Source organism: Pseudomonas sp. PS01270, from assembly GCF_029959775.1.
In the GTDB taxonomy this organism is placed as follows: domain Bacteria; phylum Pseudomonadota; class Gammaproteobacteria; order Pseudomonadales; family Pseudomonadaceae; genus Aquipseudomonas; species Aquipseudomonas atacamensis.
This window is the reverse complement of sequence record NZ_JASCPT010000129.1, coordinates 1-15,290: the sequence shown is the minus strand read 5'-3', so window position 1 is coordinate 15,290 and position 15,290 is coordinate 1. Positions and strand designations below refer to the sequence as shown.

Sequence of the window (15,290 nt, the reverse complement as noted above, 5' to 3'; positions counted from 1 at the left end):
GCTGCTGTCAACACCTCTTTTTTTCCGCTTTCGACCGAGAAGATCGAACCGTTAAAAGAGCCAAACATCACTGCTCTTTCAACTCCTTCCAGGCCTCGATGATCTGAAGCTAGCCGCTGTCGAAAACTGCGTAACTCTTTGAATCTCAAGGAGTTTTCCGTTTCGACTGCGCCGGAAGTGGGGCGAATTATAGACCTCTGGAATCTGCCGTCAACACCTATTTTCATATTTCTGTCATATCGGGCAAAAAGCCCCGAAAACGCGAAGGCCGACCTGAAAGGTCGGCCTTCTGCACATCCAGCTACTTATAAGCTAGGGAATGCGAACTGCGAAGCTTCATGGCTTGCACGCTGCGGCCAGCGCTGGGTGATCGCCTTGCGACGAGTGTAGAAGCGCACGCCATCCGGACCATAGGCGTGCAGGTCGCCAAACAGCGAACGCTTCCAGCCGCCGAAGCTGTGATAAGCCACTGGCACCGGCAGCGGCACGTTGACGCCGACCATGCCGACTTCGATCTCGTCGCAGAACAGCCGCGCCGCTTCGCCGTCACGGGTGAAGATGCAGGTGCCGTTGCCGTATTCGTGATCATTGATCAGTTGCATCGCCTCTTCCAGGCTGTTCACCCGCACCACGCACAGCACCGGCCCGAAGATCTCTTCTTTATAGATGCGCATCTCAGGGGTGACGTTGTCGAACAGGCAGCCACCGAGGAAGAAGCCGTCTTCATGACCGGCGACGCTCAGACCGCGACCATCGACCACCAGGGTCGCGCCCGCCGCCACACCGTCGTCTACATAACCGCTGACCTTGTCACGCGCCTGACCGGTAACCAACGGCCCCATGTCCAGGCCGCAAGAAGTACCGGCACCGATTTTCAGTGCCTTGATCTGCGGAACCAGTTTCGCCACCAGCGCGTCGGCAACTTGATCGCCAACACACACGGCAACCGAAATCGCCATGCAGCGCTCGCCGCAAGAACCGTATGCCGCCCCCATCAAAGCGCTGACCGCATTGTCCAGATCGGCATCCGGCATCAGCACCGCGTGATTCTTCGCGCCGCCCAGTGCCTGAACGCGTTTGCCGCGCTTGGTGCCTTCGGCGTAAATGTATTCGGCAATCGGTGTCGAACCGACGAAGCTCAGCGCTTTGACTTCCGGCGCTTCGATCAGCGCGTCCACCGCCGTCTTGTCACCATGGACCACACTCATCACGCCTTTCGGCAAGCCCGCTTCCAGCAGCAGTTGAGCGATCAGCAGGGTCGAGCTTGGATCGCGCTCGGATGGCTTGAGGATGAAGCAGTTGCCGCAGACGATCGCCAGCGGGTACATCCACAGCGGCACCATGGCCGGGAAGTTGAACGGAGTGATACCGGCAACAATCCCCAACGGCTGGAAGTCCGACCAGGCATCGATGTTCGGACCGACGTTGCGGCTGTACTCGCCCTTGAGGATTTCCGGGGCGGCGCAGGCGAACTCAACGTTCTCGATACCGCGCTTCAATTCCCCGGCGGCGTCTTCCAAGGTCTTGCCGTGCTCTTCGCTGATCAGTTGCGAGATGCGCGCCTCGTTCTGCTCCAGCAGTTGCTTGAAGCGGAACATCACTTGGGCGCGTTTGGCCGGGGGCGTGTTGCGCCAAGCCGGAAACGCAGCCTTGGCGGCATCAATGGCTTTCTGAATGGTGGCCTGGCTGGCCAGTGGCAGTTTGTGAATTGCCTGACCGGTAGACGGGTTGAACACATCTACCGCGCGACCGGTTTCGGTCACCAGTTCGCCATTGATCAAATGCGGGATAACGCTCATCGAACACTCCTGAATTCTGGTCCGCAGGCGCCGTGAGAGGCGCCCGCACTTTTGTACATATATAGAGGGAAAAATCAGTCGAGCTTGTTCAGCACTTCGCCGACCGCGTCGAACAGACGATCGAGGTCTTGCGGCTTGCTGTTGAAGGTTGGGCCAAACTGCAGAGTGTCGCCGCCGAAGCGCACGTAGAACCCGGCTTTCCACAAGGCCATGCCCGCTTCGAAAGGACGCACGATGGCATCACCGTCACGCCCGGCAATCTGGATCGCGCCGGCCAGGCCGTAGTTACGGATGTCGATGACGTTCTTCGAGCCTTTCAGGCCGTGCAACGCGTTCTCGAAATGCGGCGCGACTTCGGCGACGCTCTGCACCAGGTTTTCCTTTTGCAGCAGATCGAGTGCCGCAAGACCGGCGGCGCAGGCCACCGGGTGCGCCGAATAGGTGTAGCCGTGGGGGAATTCCACGGCGTATTCCGGCGTCGGCTGGTTCATGAAGGTCTGGTAGATCTCGGAGCTCGCAATCACCGCGCCCATTGGAATCGCGCCGTTGGTGACTTGCTTGGCGATGCACATCAGGTCCGGGGTCACGCCGAAGCTCTCGGCGCCGAACATCGAACCGGTGCGGCCGAAACCGGTGATCACTTCATCGAACACCAGCAGGATGTTGTGCTGATCGCAGATCTCGCGCAAACGCTTGAGGTAACCCTGCGGCGGAACCAGTACTCCGGCAGAGCCGGCCATCGGTTCAACGAACACCGCAGCGATGTTGGAAGCGTCGTGCAGTTCGATCAACTTGAGCAGTTCATCGGCCAAAGCAATACCGCCCTGCTCCGGCATGCCACGGGAAAACGCGTTGCTCGCCAGCAGTGTGTGCGGCAGGTGGTCGACATCCATCATCGCCTGACCGAACAGCTTGCGGTTGCCGTTGACGCCGCCGAGGCTGGTGCCGGCGATGTTCACACCGTGGTAGCCACGGGCGCGGCCAATCATTTTGGTCTTGGTCGCCTGGCCTTTCAGGCGCCAGTAGGCGCGGACCATTTTCACCGCAGTATCGGCGCACTCGGAACCAGAGTCGGTGAAGAACACGTGGTTCAGATTGCCCGGGGTCAGCTCAGTGATTTTCTCTGCCAGTTGAAACGACAACGGATGGCCGTACTGGAAACCCGGCGAGTAATCGAGGGTGCCCAGCTGTTTCGCAACGGCTTCCTGAATTTCCTTGCGGGTGTGCCCGGCGCCGCAGGTCCACAGACCGGACAGCGAGTCGTAGATCTTGCGGCCCTTGTCATCGAACAGCCAGCTGCCTTCAGCGCCGACGATCAGACGCGGGTCGCGCTGAAAGTTGCGGTTGGCGGTGTACGGCATCCAGTGCGCGTCCAGCTTCAGTTGGCTGGCCAGTGGCGACGGCGCGTTTTCAGGCATGTTCATCGGGCAAAACCTCGCAGGGCATAAGCGTCAGGGAGATGGAAAGCGTTGTTGCAGCTAAATTGCCACGGCGATAAAGTCGGTGAAATCCAACTCTTCTAACCTTCAGTTAGATCATTGCTAAACAAAGAGAACAAGAAATGAGCAGCCGCCGCGCCGATCCGCTGGCCCAGGTCAGTGATTTTGATATTCGCCTGCTGCGGATTTTTCGCAGTGTCGTGGAGTGTGGCGGCTTCTCCGCAGCGGAAACCGTGCTCGGCATCGGGCGCTCGGCGATCAGCCAGCAGATGAGCGATCTGGAGCAGCGCCTCGGCTTGCGCTTGTGTCAGCGTGGCCGGGCCGGATTTTCCCTGACCGAGGAAGGTCGTGAGGTGTATCAGTCGGCACTACAGCTGTTGAGTGCACTGGAGAGTTTTCGCACCGAGGTCAACGGTCTGCACCAACACCTGCGCGGCGAGCTGATCATCGGCCTGACCGATAACCTCGTCACCCTGCCGCACATGCGCATCACCCACGCCCTCGCGCAGTTGAAGGAGCGCGGGCCGGATGTGCAGATCCAGATTCGCATGATTGCGCCGAATGAAGTAGAGCAAGGTGTGCTCGACGGGCGCCTGCACGTTGGCGTGGTGCCGCAGGCCAGCGCCTTGTCAGGACTGGAATATCAGCCGTTATACAGCGAGCGTTCGCTGCTGTATTGCGCGGTGGGTCATCCGCTGTTTTATGTCGACGACAAGCAACTCGATGATCAACGCCTCGACAGTCAGGACGCGATTGCGCCGACCTTTCGTTTGCCGGCGGAGATTCAGGCGCATTATCAGGCGCTCAACTGCACCGCCAGTGCCTCTGACCGTGAGGGCATGGCGTTTCTGATTCTGACCGGGCGCTACATCGGTTACCTGCCGGATCACTACGCCAATCTTTGGGTGCAGCAGGGGCGCTTGCGTGCGCTCAAGGCCGGCACGCGTTTTTACGATTTGAGTCTGGCATCGGTCACGCGCAAGGGGCGGCGCCCTCATTTGGTGCTGGAAAGTTTCCTGGAGAGTCTGGCCGCGACGCGATAGATAAGCGCGCAGAGCCCAGCCCGGCTGGGCCTCATCGACAGAATCCTGGAATAACCTGAGCAAGTGGACAGGTTTTTGCAGAGAAGGGATAACTCTCCTTCAAGAAGCCAAAGCCATGCAGCCAGATTCCGACTCGTCCAGTGAACTGATCTACGGCCTCAACGACCGCCCCAAACCACTCGCCGCCATTCTCGCCGCACTGCAACACGTGCTCGCCAGTTTCGTCGGCATCATCACCCCGCCACTGGTGATCGGTTCCGCGCTCGGGCTGACCGCGCATCTACCGTACCTGATCAGCATGGCGCTGATGGTCTCGGGCGTCGGCACCTTTATCCAGGCGCGGCGACCGTTCGGCATTGGCGCGGGGATGATCTGTCTGCAAGGCACCAGTTTCGCGTTTCTCGGTGCGGTGCTGTCGGCCGGGTTTCTGGTCAAGCAGCGCGGCGGCAGCCCGGAAGATATCCTGGCGATGATTTTCGGCGTGTGCTTTTTCGGCGCAATCGTGCAGATCGTGCTCAGCCGTTTCATCGGTCAGTTGCGCCGAGTGGTCACACCGCTGGTGACCGGCATCGTCATCACGCTGATCGGCATCAGCCTGATCAAGGTCGGCATCACCGATCTCGGTGGCGGCTTCAACGCGCCGGACTTCGGCGCGCCGGGCAATCTGGCCTTGGGCGTGTTCGTGCTGCTGACAATCATTCTGCTCAACCGCTCGAACACGCCGTGGGTGCGACTGTCGGCGATCATCATCGGACTGGTGCTCGGCAGCCTCGCGGCGTGGTTCAGCGGGAAACTGGTCCCGCAGCCGTTGCCTGACTTGCCACTGGTGAGTTTTCCTACGCCATTCAAGTTCGGATTCAACTTCGACTGGACCGCTTTCCTGCCGGTCGCGCTGATTTACCTGATCAGCACCATCGAAACCGTCGGCGACCTCACCGCCAATTGCATGCTTGCCCGCCAACCGATCAGCGGCCCTTCTTATATAAGCCGCTTGCGTGGTGGCGTGCTCGGTGATGGTGTCAGTTGCATGATCGCGGCGACCTTCAGCGCCTTCCCCAACACAACGTTCGCGCAGAACAACGGCGTGATCCAATTGACCGGCGTTGCCAGCCGCTACGTCGGTCTGTACATCGGCGCGATCCTGTTCTGCCTCGGCCTGTTCCCGATGATCGGCGCGGTGCTGCAACAGATTCCGAAACCGGTGCTGGGCGGCGCTACGCTGGTGATGTTCGGCGCAGTGGCGGCGGCGGGCGTGCGTATTCTCGCGCAGTCACCGCTGGACCGGCGCAGCATGTTGATCATCGCCACTTCGTTCGGCGTCGGCCTCGGCATCGCCGCGCAACCGAACCTGCTGCACCTGCTGCCGAAACTGGTGCAGAACCTGTTCGACTCGGCGATCACCAGCGGCGGGCTGACGGCAATCGTCCTGTGTCTGTTGTTGCCGGAAGGCAAAACCGCCGAGACAAAAAGCCCCGCGTCATTGAACAAGATCGAACAGGCGTAACTGTTTTTCCGCGCCAGGACTTGTCGGATGCCTGTGGGTGCGCTATCAACGCAACTGGTTGCACCCACAGACAATCCCGGAAGTGCCTATGACCTTTGAAGTCCCAGCCCACGGCGGCAAACCCGCCAGCCGCATTCGTCAGAAGAACGAAGAGACCATTCTCAAAGCCGCCGAAGACGAGTTCGCCCGTCACGGGTTCAAAGGCACCAGCATGAACACCATCGCGCAGAATGCCGGGCTGCCCAAGGCCAACCTGCATTACTACTTCACCAACAAGCTCGGTTTGTATGTGGCGGTGCTGAGCAACATCATCGAGTTGTGGGACAGCACCTTCAACACCCTCACTGCCGAGGATGACCCGGCCGAAGCGCTGACCCGCTACATCCGCGCGAAGATGGAATTCTCGCGGCGCCAGCCACAGGCTTCGCGAATCTTCGCCATGGAAGTGATCAGCGGCGGCGAATGCCTGAGCGAATATTTCAATCAGGACTACCGCACCTGGTTCACCGGGCGCGCGGCGGTGTTTCAGGCGTGGATCGATGCGGGCAAAATGGACCCGGTCGACCCGGTGCACCTGATTTTCCTGCTGTGGGGCAGCACCCAGCATTACGCCGACTTCGCCACGCAGATCTGCCGCGTCACCGGGCGCAGCAAGTTGACCAAGCAGGACATGGAAGACGCCGGCAACAACCTGATCCGCATCATTCTCAAAGGCTGCGGCCTCACTCCTTCTCTATAAGACGTTTATGCCTTTCACCCTCAGCGGTTTTTGCGAGTACCGCGAAGAGATTCGCAAAAGCCGTTTCATCACTCTGGCGACGCCGATCAGCAGCCCCGCCGATGCGCAGGCGTTTTTCGAGCAGCACAGCGATTTGAATGCCACGCACAACTGTTGGGCGTGGAAACTCGGCGCGCAATACCGCAGCACTGACGACGGCGAGCCGGGCGGCACTGCCGGCCGCCCTATTCTGGCGGCGATCGAGGGGCAGGACTGCGATCAGGTCGCGGTTCTGGTGATTCGCTGGTACGGCGGCATTCAACTGGGCACTGGCGGCCTGGCCCGGGCCTATGGCGGTGGCGCCAACAAGTGCCTGCAAGCGGCGGACAAAATCGAGCTGATCAGCCGCGTGCCGCTGAGTTGCGCCTGCGGATTCGCCGAGTTGGCGCTGGTGAAGTTGCGCGTGGCCGATCTCGGTGGCTTGGTGGTGGAGGAAAACTTCACGGCCAATGGTGTTGAGTTGAAGCTGGCGGTGGGGGAAGCGCAGATCGAAGTATTGCAGAGTCAGTTGGCGGATCTGAGCCGTGGGCGGATTTTGTTGCAGCGGTAGGCTGCGATCTTTTAGGGCATCCCTCGTTTTCCTTATTCCACAGACTTGCCCACATCGGCTGTGCACCCGACTGTGGATAACCTGAGCACATACCGCTGTAACCCTTCTGTCATGCGGCTTTGCGCGATTTGTTCACTTTTCGTTCAATTGTTCCGACGAAACGGAAAAACAGCGTAAAAACAGATAGTTAACGTCGTTTATCACCATTAGAAGAAAGCATCGCAGTGCTTATGCCCGGCCTCGGCGCTTGCGCACAATTACTGTGGAACAACCTGTGGATAAGCCGTTCATGACCGTCGCTGTCGCTGGATCTGCCTAGGCCCCAAGTGATTGCTCGTTTTTTAACCAGCGTAGCGCGAGCAAAACTGGAGCCTGTTCAATGGCTTTGCGCTGAATTGGTGCTCGAGAGAAAGACAAAACGCCCGCCGATGCGCTGCTGTCGGCACTTGCGGACTGGCTCCGCAAGCGTTCCTGACTCAATGGCCAGGAAATTGCTTTATCCACAGGCACAACTCCAAGTCAGTCGAGCCTGTCATGTCCATCGCCCCTTCCCCACCGCGCCTGCAACTGCGCCAGATCAGCAAACGCTACCCCGGTTGTCTGGCCAATGACGCCATCGACCTGAGCATCGCGCCGGGTGAGATCCATGCCCTGCTCGGTGAAAACGGCGCGGGCAAAAGTACGTTGATGAAGATCATTTACGGGGTCACCCAGTGCGACAGCGGTGAAATGCTCTGGGAGGGGCAGCGCGTGCAGATGCGCAATCCGGCGCAGGCGCGGCAGTTGGGCATTGGCATGGTGTTCCAGCATTTTTCGCTGTTCGAAACCCTCAGCGTCGCGCAGAACATTGCCCTGGCGATGGGCGCGGCGGCCGGCACGCCGAAGCAACTGGAGCCGAAGATTCGCGAAGTCTCGCGGCGTTACGGCATGGCGCTGGAGCCGGAGCGACTTGTCCACAGCCTGTCGATCGGCGAGCGCCAGCGGGTGGAAATCATTCGTTGCCTGATGCAGGACATCCGCCTGCTGATTCTCGACGAGCCGACCTCAGTACTGACGCCGCAAGAGGCGGACGAATTGTTCATCACCCTGCGTCGCCTCGCCGATGAGGGCTGCAGCATTCTGTTTATCAGCCACAAGCTCGGTGAAGTGCGCGCCTTGTGCCACAGCGCCACGGTGCTGCGCGGCGGTCGGGTTGCCGGGCATTGCGAGCCCGCCGAATGTTCGGACCAGCAACTTGCGCAAATGATGGTCGGCGAAGCGGCGGGATTGATTGGCGAGTATCCGAAGGTCAGCGGTGGCGCGGCGTTTCTGCAGGTGCAGGGTTTGAGCTGGCATAACCCGGATCCGTTCGGTTGCTCGCTGACAGACATCGACCTGCAAGTGCGCAGCGGTGAAATCGTCGGCATCGCCGGGGTCGCGGGCAATGGTCAGGATGAGCTGCTCGCCCTGCTTAGCGGCGAACAGCCCTTGCCGCGCGCGCAAGCGGCGACCCTGCGCTTCGCAGATAGAAACGTTGCCGATCTGCGCCCGGATGCGCGGCGCAAACTCGGTCTGGCCTTCGTGCCGGCCGAACGCCTCGGCCACGGCGCGGTGCCGGAGTTGAGTCTGGCCGATAACGCCCTGCTCAGTGCTTTCCAGCAAGGACTGGTGAGCCACGGGTTGATCCAACGCGGCAAAGTCGAAGCCCTCGCGCAGCAGATCATCCAGCGTTTCGGCGTGAAGACCCCGGACACGCAAACCGCTGCGCGCAGCCTGTCCGGCGGCAACCTGCAGAAATTCATCCTCGGCCGGGAAATTCTTCAGCAACCGAAACTGCTGATCGCCGCGCACCCGACCTGGGGCGTCGACGTTGGCGCCGCCGCCACCATTCATCGCGCCTTGATCGCCCTGCGCGATGCCGGCGCGGCGATTCTGGTGATTTCCGAAGACCTCGATGAGCTGTTCCAGATCAGCGATCGCCTCGGCGCGCTGTGCGGCGGGCGTCTGTCGGCGCTGCAAGACACCGGCCTTACACAACTGAGCGATGTCGGCGCGTGGATGGCCGGCCAGTTCGATCACTCACCTCGCACCGCCTCGGTTTAACGGAGTTTCAACATGCTGCTTTCTCTCGAACCCCGTGGCCAGCAATCGCGCCTGATGCTGTGGTGCTCGCCATTATTGGCGGCGGCGCTGACACTCGGCTGCGGCTCGCTGTTGTTCATCGCGCTGGGCCACGACCCACTGCAAACCTTGCACACGCTGCTGATCGCACCGGTCAGCGATTTGTATGGCGTGTCTGAATTGCTGGTCAAGGCGCTGCCGATTCTGCTCTGCGCACTCGGCCTGGCCGTGGCCTATCAGGCGCGGATCTGGAACATCGGCGCCGAAGGCCAACTTCTACTTGGCGCCTTGGCCGGCAGTGCTCTGGCAGTGAACGTTATCGACATGCAAAGTCGCTGGGCGCTGGTGCTGATTCTGCTGACCGGCACGCTGGCCGGCGCCGCATGGGCCGGGCTCACCGCATGGCTGCGCACGCGCTTCAACGCCAACGAAATCCTCACCAGCATCATGCTCAATTACATCGCGTTGAACCTGCTGCTGTTCTGCGTGCACGGGCCGTTGAAGGATCCAGCGGGCTTCAATTTCCCCGAGTCGGCGATGTTCGGCGACGCCAGTCGCTTGCCGCTGCTGCTGGAGGACGGCCGCGTGCATGCCGGCGTGTATTTCGCCCTGCTCGCGCTGGTTGCGGTGTGGGTGTTGTTGCAGAAAAGCTTTATCGGCTTCCAGATCAAAGTGCTCGGGCTGGACAAACGTGCGGCAGGTTTTGTCGGCTTTCGCGAGAAGCGCCTGATCTGGCTGGCGCTGTTGATCAGCGGTGGTCTGGCCGGGCTCGCCGGGGTCTGCGAAGTGACCGGGCCGATTGGCCAACTGGTGCCCCAAGTGTCGCCGGGCTATGGCTATGCAGCGATCACCGTGGCGTTCCTCGGGCGGTTGAATCCGCTCGGCATTCTGTTCTCCAGTCTGCTGATGGCGCTGCTGTACATCGGCGGCGAGAGCGCGCAGATGTCGCTCAATCTGCCGCAGGCAATCACCCAATTGTTCCAGGGCATGATGCTGTTTTTCCTGCTCGCCTGTGACGTGCTGATTCTCTATCGGCCACGCCTGAAACTGCGCTGGACCCGGCGCGCCTCGACCCCTGCCGTAACCGCCGGAGCGCTGTGATGGATATCGATCTGTTGAGCAATATTTTCTACGCGATGGTCCGCTGCGGCACGCCGCTGTTGCTGGTGGCATTGGGTGAGTTGATCTGCGAGAAAAGCGGCGTCCTCAACCTCGGCCAGGAAGGCATGATGCTGTTCGGTGCGGTGATCGGTTTTATCGTCGCGCTGAACAGCGGCAACCTGTGGCTGGGTGTGCTGCTAGCGATGTTGGCCGGGATGTTGTTGTCGTCACTGTTTGCCCTGGTCGCGCTGGTGTTCAACGCCAATCAGGTGGCCACCGGTTTGGCCCTGACGATCTTCGGTGTCGGGCTTTCGACGTTTGTCGGTGCGGCCTGGGTCGGTAAGCCGCTGGCAGGTTTCGAGCCTTTGGCGATTCCGTATCTGAGTGAGATCCCGCTGATCGGGCGGATGCTGTTTGCCCAGGATCTGCTGGTGTATCTGTCGTTCGCGCTGTTTGCGCTGGTGGCGTGGGTGATCATCAAAAGCCGTGTCGGCCTGATCATTCAGGCGGTCGGTGAAAACCCGGATGCGGCCAGCGCGATGGGCTTGCCGGTGCTGACCGTGCGTACCTTGGCGGTGTTGTTCGGCGGAGCAATGGCCGGGCTGGCCGGGGCGTATCTGTCTTTGGCGTACACGCCGATGTGGGCGGAAAACATGACTGCAGGGCGCGGCTGGATCGCTTTGGCGCTGGTGGTGTTTGCCAGTTGGCGGGTGTGGCGCTTGCTGCTAGGGGCGTATCTGTTCGGCCTCGCCAGCATCCTGCACTTGGTGGCACAGGGATTGGGACTGGCGATTCCTTCGAGCCTGCTGGCGATGCTGCCGTATGTGGCGACGATTTTGGTGCTGGTGCTGCTTTCCCGCGATGCCGTGCGCACTCGGTTGTATGCGCCGGTTTCGTTGGGGCAGCCGTGGCAATCGGGACACTGATCGTTGTCAGAGCGGGCCTCTTCGCGAGCAGGCTCGCTCCCACAAGGGATCTGAGTGAACGGAGGCGAATGTGGGAGCGGGCCTGCTCGCGAAAGCGTCCGCACAGGCAACACTTGAACCACGCCTCATGATTGTTTCTGATCAAACACCCTCGAGAAACTCAAGAGGCCTGGAGTATGCTCCGGGATCAAAGCCTGTTTTTCGCCAAGCGCTGCAACTGCGCCTTGGTCAGGCGTGTCCATTGAATCCTGAATGCTGACTTTCAAGGAAACCCATCATGTCTCAGGCAAAAAACGCACTGATCATCGGCGCCTCCCGCGGCTTGGGCCTCCGTCTGGTGAAGACCCTGCTGGGCGATGGCTGGCAGGTCACCGCGACGGTGCGCAATCCGCAGAAGGCCGAGGCGCTGCAAGCGCTGGGTGACGTGCGCATCGAGAAGCTCGACATGGACGATCAGCAAGCGGTGATCGCTCTGAGCCAGAAACTCAAGGGCGACACCTTCGATCTGTTGTTCGTCAACGCCGGGGTCAAAGGCCCGGACGTGCAGACGCCGGGCGGCGCGACACTGGCCGAGGTCGGGCAACTGTTTTTCACCAACGCGGTGGCGCCGATCAATCTGGCCCAGCGTTTCGTCGGGCAGATTCGCGACGGCAGCGGCGTGCTGGCGTTCATGAGTTCGGTACTCGGCAGCGTGACCATGCCCGACGCGCCGGAACTGGCGTTGTACAAGGCGAGCAAAGCGGCGCTGAATTCGATGACCAACAGTTTTGTCACGCAACTGGGTGAACAGAAACTCACCGTACTGTCGTTGCACCCGGGCTGGGTGAAGACCGACATGGGCGGCGAAGGTGCTGACTTGGATGTAGAGACCAGTACCCGCGGGCTGATCGACCAGGTCAATGCGTTCACCGGCAAGGGCGGGCATCACTTCGTCAATTACAAGGGTGAAACGATTGCCTTGTAAGCACTGAAAATTCCGATGTGGGAGCGAGCCTGCTCGCGAATACGATCTGTCAGGTAAATCTGTATCGACTGACATGACGCCTTCGCGAGCAGGCTCGCTCCCACAGGGAGTGATGGTGAATGGTCGGGTGGCGCTTGCCCGGCGCTGCGATTTGTTTGAAACTGCGCGCCTCGTCCTTCGCGGCGACCCTGGATCAGCAGACAGGGCAACACTGAGCTGGCAACCCTGAACCCAACTTTCAGAGGAGCCGGCCACAATGCCTGCGACCCGTACCTGGTTAAAAAACCCCCTCGCCATTTTCACCTCCAACGAGCTTGATGCCCGTGGCGGTCTTGTCGTGCAAGACGGTGTCATCGTCGAAGTCCTCGCTGCCGGTCAGCAGCCGTCGGCGCCGTGCAATGAAGTGTTCGATGCCCGCGAGCATGTGATCCTGCCGGGCCTGATCAACACTCACCATCACTTCTATCAAACCCTGACCCGCGCCTGGGCGCCGGTGGTCAATCAGCCGCTGTTTCCGTGGCTGAAAACCCTGTACCCGGTATGGGCGCGGCTGACCCCGGAAAAACTCGCCCTCGCCACCAAAGTGGCGCTGGCCGAATTGCTGCTCTCGGGTTGCACCACCGCTGCCGACCATCACTATCTGTTCCCGGACGGTCTGGAAAACGCCATCGACGTGCAGGTCGATACGGTGCGTGAACTGGGCATGCGCGCCATGCTCACGCGCGGCTCGATGAGCCTTGGCGAGAAGGACGGCGGCCTGCCTCCGCAACAAACGGTGCAGGAAGGTCAGGTGATTCTCGATGACAGCCAGCGGCTGATTCACGAGTATCACGAGCGTGGCGACGGCGCGCAGATCCAGATCGCCCTGGCGCCATGTTCGCCATTTTCCGTGACCCCGGAAATCATGTCGGCCAGCGCTGATCTGGCGAACAAGCTCGATGTGCGTCTGCACACCCACCTCGCTGAAACCCTCGATGAAGAAGACTTCTGCCTGCAACGTTTCGGTCTGCGCACCGTCGATTATCTGGACAGCGTCGGCTGGCTCGGCCCGCGTACCTGGCTGGCCCACGGCATCCATTTCAACCCCGACGAAATCGCCCGCCTCGGCCAGGCCGGTACCGGCATCTGCCACTGCCCAAGCTCGAACATGCGCCTGGCGTCCGGCATCTGCCCGAGCATCGAGCTGACCGACGCCGGCGCGCTGTTCGGTCTAGGCGTCGACGGCTCGGCGTCCAACGATGCCTCGAACATGATCCTCGAAGCGCGTCAGGCGCTGTACATCCAGCGCCTGCGCTACGGCGCTGAAAAGATCACCCCGGAGCGAGTACTTGGCTGGGCGACCAAGGGTTCGGCGAGCCTGCTCGGTCGCAGCGACATCGGCGAAATCGCCGTGGGCAAACAGGCGGATCTGGCGTTGTTCAAGCTCGATGAACTGCGCTTCTCCGGTAGCCATGATCCGATTTCGGCGTTGCTGCTGTGCGGCGCCGATCGGGCGGATCGGGTGATGATTGGCGGCAAGTGGCGTGTGGTTGATGGGCAGGTTGAAGGGTTGGATCTGAAAGGTCTGATTGCCGATCACAGCCAGGCGGCTCGGCAGTTGATCGCCGGTACCTGATCCGATCATTAATCCCTGTGGGAGCGGGCTTGCCCGCGATGGGGGTGTGTCAGGTACATATATGGTTTCTGACACCCCGCAATCGCGGGCAAGCCCGCTCCCACAGGTTTTTCAGCGTCCCTATAGGCCCAGTAGGGACAGCATGATGAATGTGGCAAACAGCACAAAGTGCGTCATGCCCTCAATGGCGTTGGTTTCGCCGTCATTGAGGTTGATCGCGCTGACGATCAGGGTGATGAAGATCATCACCGTTTGCACCGGGGTCATCGCCATTTGAAACGGCTGGCCGGTGTACAGCGCCATCGCTTCCATCACCGGCACGGTCAGAATCACCGTCGACAGTGACGCGCCCATCGCAATGTTGACCACCGACTGCATGCGATTGGCCAGTGCCGCACGCAGTGCAGTCAGAATCTCCGGCGCGGCGGAAATCGCTGCCACCAGAATCGCCGTGATCACCGGCGGCGCGCCCGTGCCTTCCAGGCCCAGATCGAGGGTCTTGGACATCACCTCGGCCAGTGCGCCGATGATCACTACCCCCGACACCAGAATGCCGATCGACAGCGCCAGGCTGACCGGCTTCGGCTCCTGCTCGACCGGCTCCTTCTTGCGACGTTTGTCCGGGTAGCTGTAGCTGAAAAAGTAACTGTGCGGGCCGACCTGCATGCGCAGGAACAGCGCGTAGAGCACCATCATTGCGCCAATGGTGAACGCCGAATACATCTTCCAGTTGGCCTCGGGAATGAACTCCGGGACCACCATCGACACGCCCATCGCAGTGAGGATCATGACGCTGTAGCTGCGCGCCGAATCGTCATTGTAGGACTGTTCGCCGTGTTTGATCCCGCCCATCAAAGCGGCGAGGCCGAGGATGCCGTTGATGTCGAGCATCACCGCTGAATAAATCGTGTCGCGCACCAGTGTTGCCGAGGCTTCGTTGCTCATCATGATCGCCAGGATCACCACTTCGACCAGCACCGCCGAGAGCGTGAGGATCATCGTGCCGTAGGGGTCGCCGACCTTTTCCGCCAGCAGTTCGGCGTGATGAGCGACGCGCATCGAAGCGGCGACGATAAAGGCGATCAGCAGCAGACCGCCGCCCAGCGCGACGATCTGGCCGCTGTGCAGCAGCCAGTGTTCCAGTGGATAAGCGACGCACGCGGCAAGGACTGCCAGCAGCAGGAAGCTTTCTTGTTTGAGGATCGAGAGCATGACGGGCCTTTTGCCGAAAAGAGCTGATGAAGCTACTGACTGCCGCGCGCCGCTAACGTTTCGTTACATCTTTACGCACCAAACCATGGCGGCTGATTTCAGGCATGCACATTTATTAGCCATACCGGCCTCTTCGCGAGCAGGCTCGCTCCCACATTGAAATGCGTCCGCTGTGGGAGCGAGCCTGCTCGCGAAGGCCGCGCCGCGTTTTCGAATGCGGTTGTTGTCCTGTTGGTCAGCAATTTGCATTGGCCCTGAG

General features: G+C 60.7%; 12 protein-coding genes. 9 read left to right on the top strand and 3 right to left on the bottom strand.

What is annotated here, in order from left to right:
• Positions 1–305 precede the first annotated feature (305 nt).
• Positions 306–1,799 (bottom strand): CoA-acylating methylmalonate-semialdehyde dehydrogenase, encoded by a 1,494-nt coding sequence (locus QMX86_RS23870; RefSeq protein WP_071174323.1) that lies wholly within the window; start codon positions 1,797–1,799, stop codon positions 306–308.
• 74 nt (positions 1,800–1,873) lie between these two features.
• Positions 1,874–3,223, bottom strand: a complete 1,350-nt coding sequence (locus QMX86_RS23865) for an aspartate aminotransferase family protein (RefSeq protein WP_016771806.1) — start codon at positions 3,221–3,223, stop codon at positions 1,874–1,876.
• Between the two features lie 137 nt (positions 3,224–3,360).
• Between QMX86_RS23865 and QMX86_RS23860 the strand changes: the two genes are divergently transcribed.
• The 9 genes from QMX86_RS23860 (at position 3,361) to QMX86_RS23820 (ending at position 13,819) form a co-directional block, all read left to right on the top strand.
• A complete protein-coding gene (locus QMX86_RS23860) occupies positions 3,361–4,281 on the top strand; it encodes a LysR family transcriptional regulator (protein WP_016771807.1) in 921 nt (306 codons plus the stop codon).
• Positions 4,282–4,396: 115 nt separating this feature from the next.
• On the top strand, positions 4,397–5,785 hold the full coding sequence (locus QMX86_RS23855) for a nucleobase:cation symporter-2 family protein (protein ID WP_041479656.1): 1,389 nt from the start codon (positions 4,397–4,399) through the stop codon (positions 5,783–5,785).
• 88 nt (positions 5,786–5,873) lie between these two features.
• Positions 5,874–6,524 carry a TetR/AcrR family transcriptional regulator gene (locus QMX86_RS23850; RefSeq protein ID WP_016771809.1) on the top strand — a complete coding sequence of 217 codons (651 nt, stop codon included), beginning with the start codon at positions 5,874–5,876 and terminating at the stop codon, positions 6,522–6,524.
• A 7-nt stretch (positions 6,525–6,531) separates the two neighbouring features.
• Entirely contained in the window at positions 6,532–7,113 is a 582-nt protein-coding gene (locus tag QMX86_RS23845; RefSeq protein WP_282386658.1) for a YigZ family protein, read from the top strand.
• Positions 7,114–7,647: 534 nt separating this feature from the next.
• The gene (locus QMX86_RS23840) at positions 7,648–9,195 is read left to right on the top strand and encodes an ABC transporter ATP-binding protein (protein WP_130929613.1); all 1,548 of its coding nucleotides are present in this window, start codon (positions 7,648–7,650) and stop codon (positions 9,193–9,195) included.
• Positions 9,196–9,207: 12 nt separating this feature from the next.
• Positions 9,208–10,314 (top strand): ABC transporter permease, encoded by a 1,107-nt coding sequence (locus QMX86_RS23835; RefSeq protein ID WP_024011472.1) that lies wholly within the window; start codon positions 9,208–9,210, stop codon positions 10,312–10,314.
• Positions 10,314–11,240 (top strand): ABC transporter permease, encoded by a 927-nt coding sequence (locus QMX86_RS23830; protein WP_041479652.1) that lies wholly within the window; start codon positions 10,314–10,316, stop codon positions 11,238–11,240. Before QMX86_RS23835 ends, QMX86_RS23830 begins: the two co-directional genes overlap by 1 nt.
• Before the next feature lie 277 nt (positions 11,241–11,517).
• Complete coding sequence (locus QMX86_RS23825; protein ID WP_282387984.1) at positions 11,518–12,204, top strand: SDR family oxidoreductase; 687 nt, start codon at positions 11,518–11,520, stop codon at positions 12,202–12,204.
• A gap of 256 nt (positions 12,205–12,460) precedes the next feature.
• The gene (locus QMX86_RS23820) at positions 12,461–13,819 is read left to right on the top strand and encodes an 8-oxoguanine deaminase (RefSeq protein ID WP_282387931.1); all 1,359 of its coding nucleotides are present in this window, start codon (positions 12,461–12,463) and stop codon (positions 13,817–13,819) included.
• Between the two features lie 120 nt (positions 13,820–13,939).
• Here QMX86_RS23820 and QMX86_RS23815 read toward each other — a convergent pair whose 3' ends face one another.
• Positions 13,940–15,031 (bottom strand): calcium:proton antiporter, encoded by a 1,092-nt coding sequence (locus QMX86_RS23815; protein ID WP_056787779.1) that lies wholly within the window; start codon positions 15,029–15,031, stop codon positions 13,940–13,942.
• Positions 15,032–15,290: the final 259 nt, after the last annotated feature.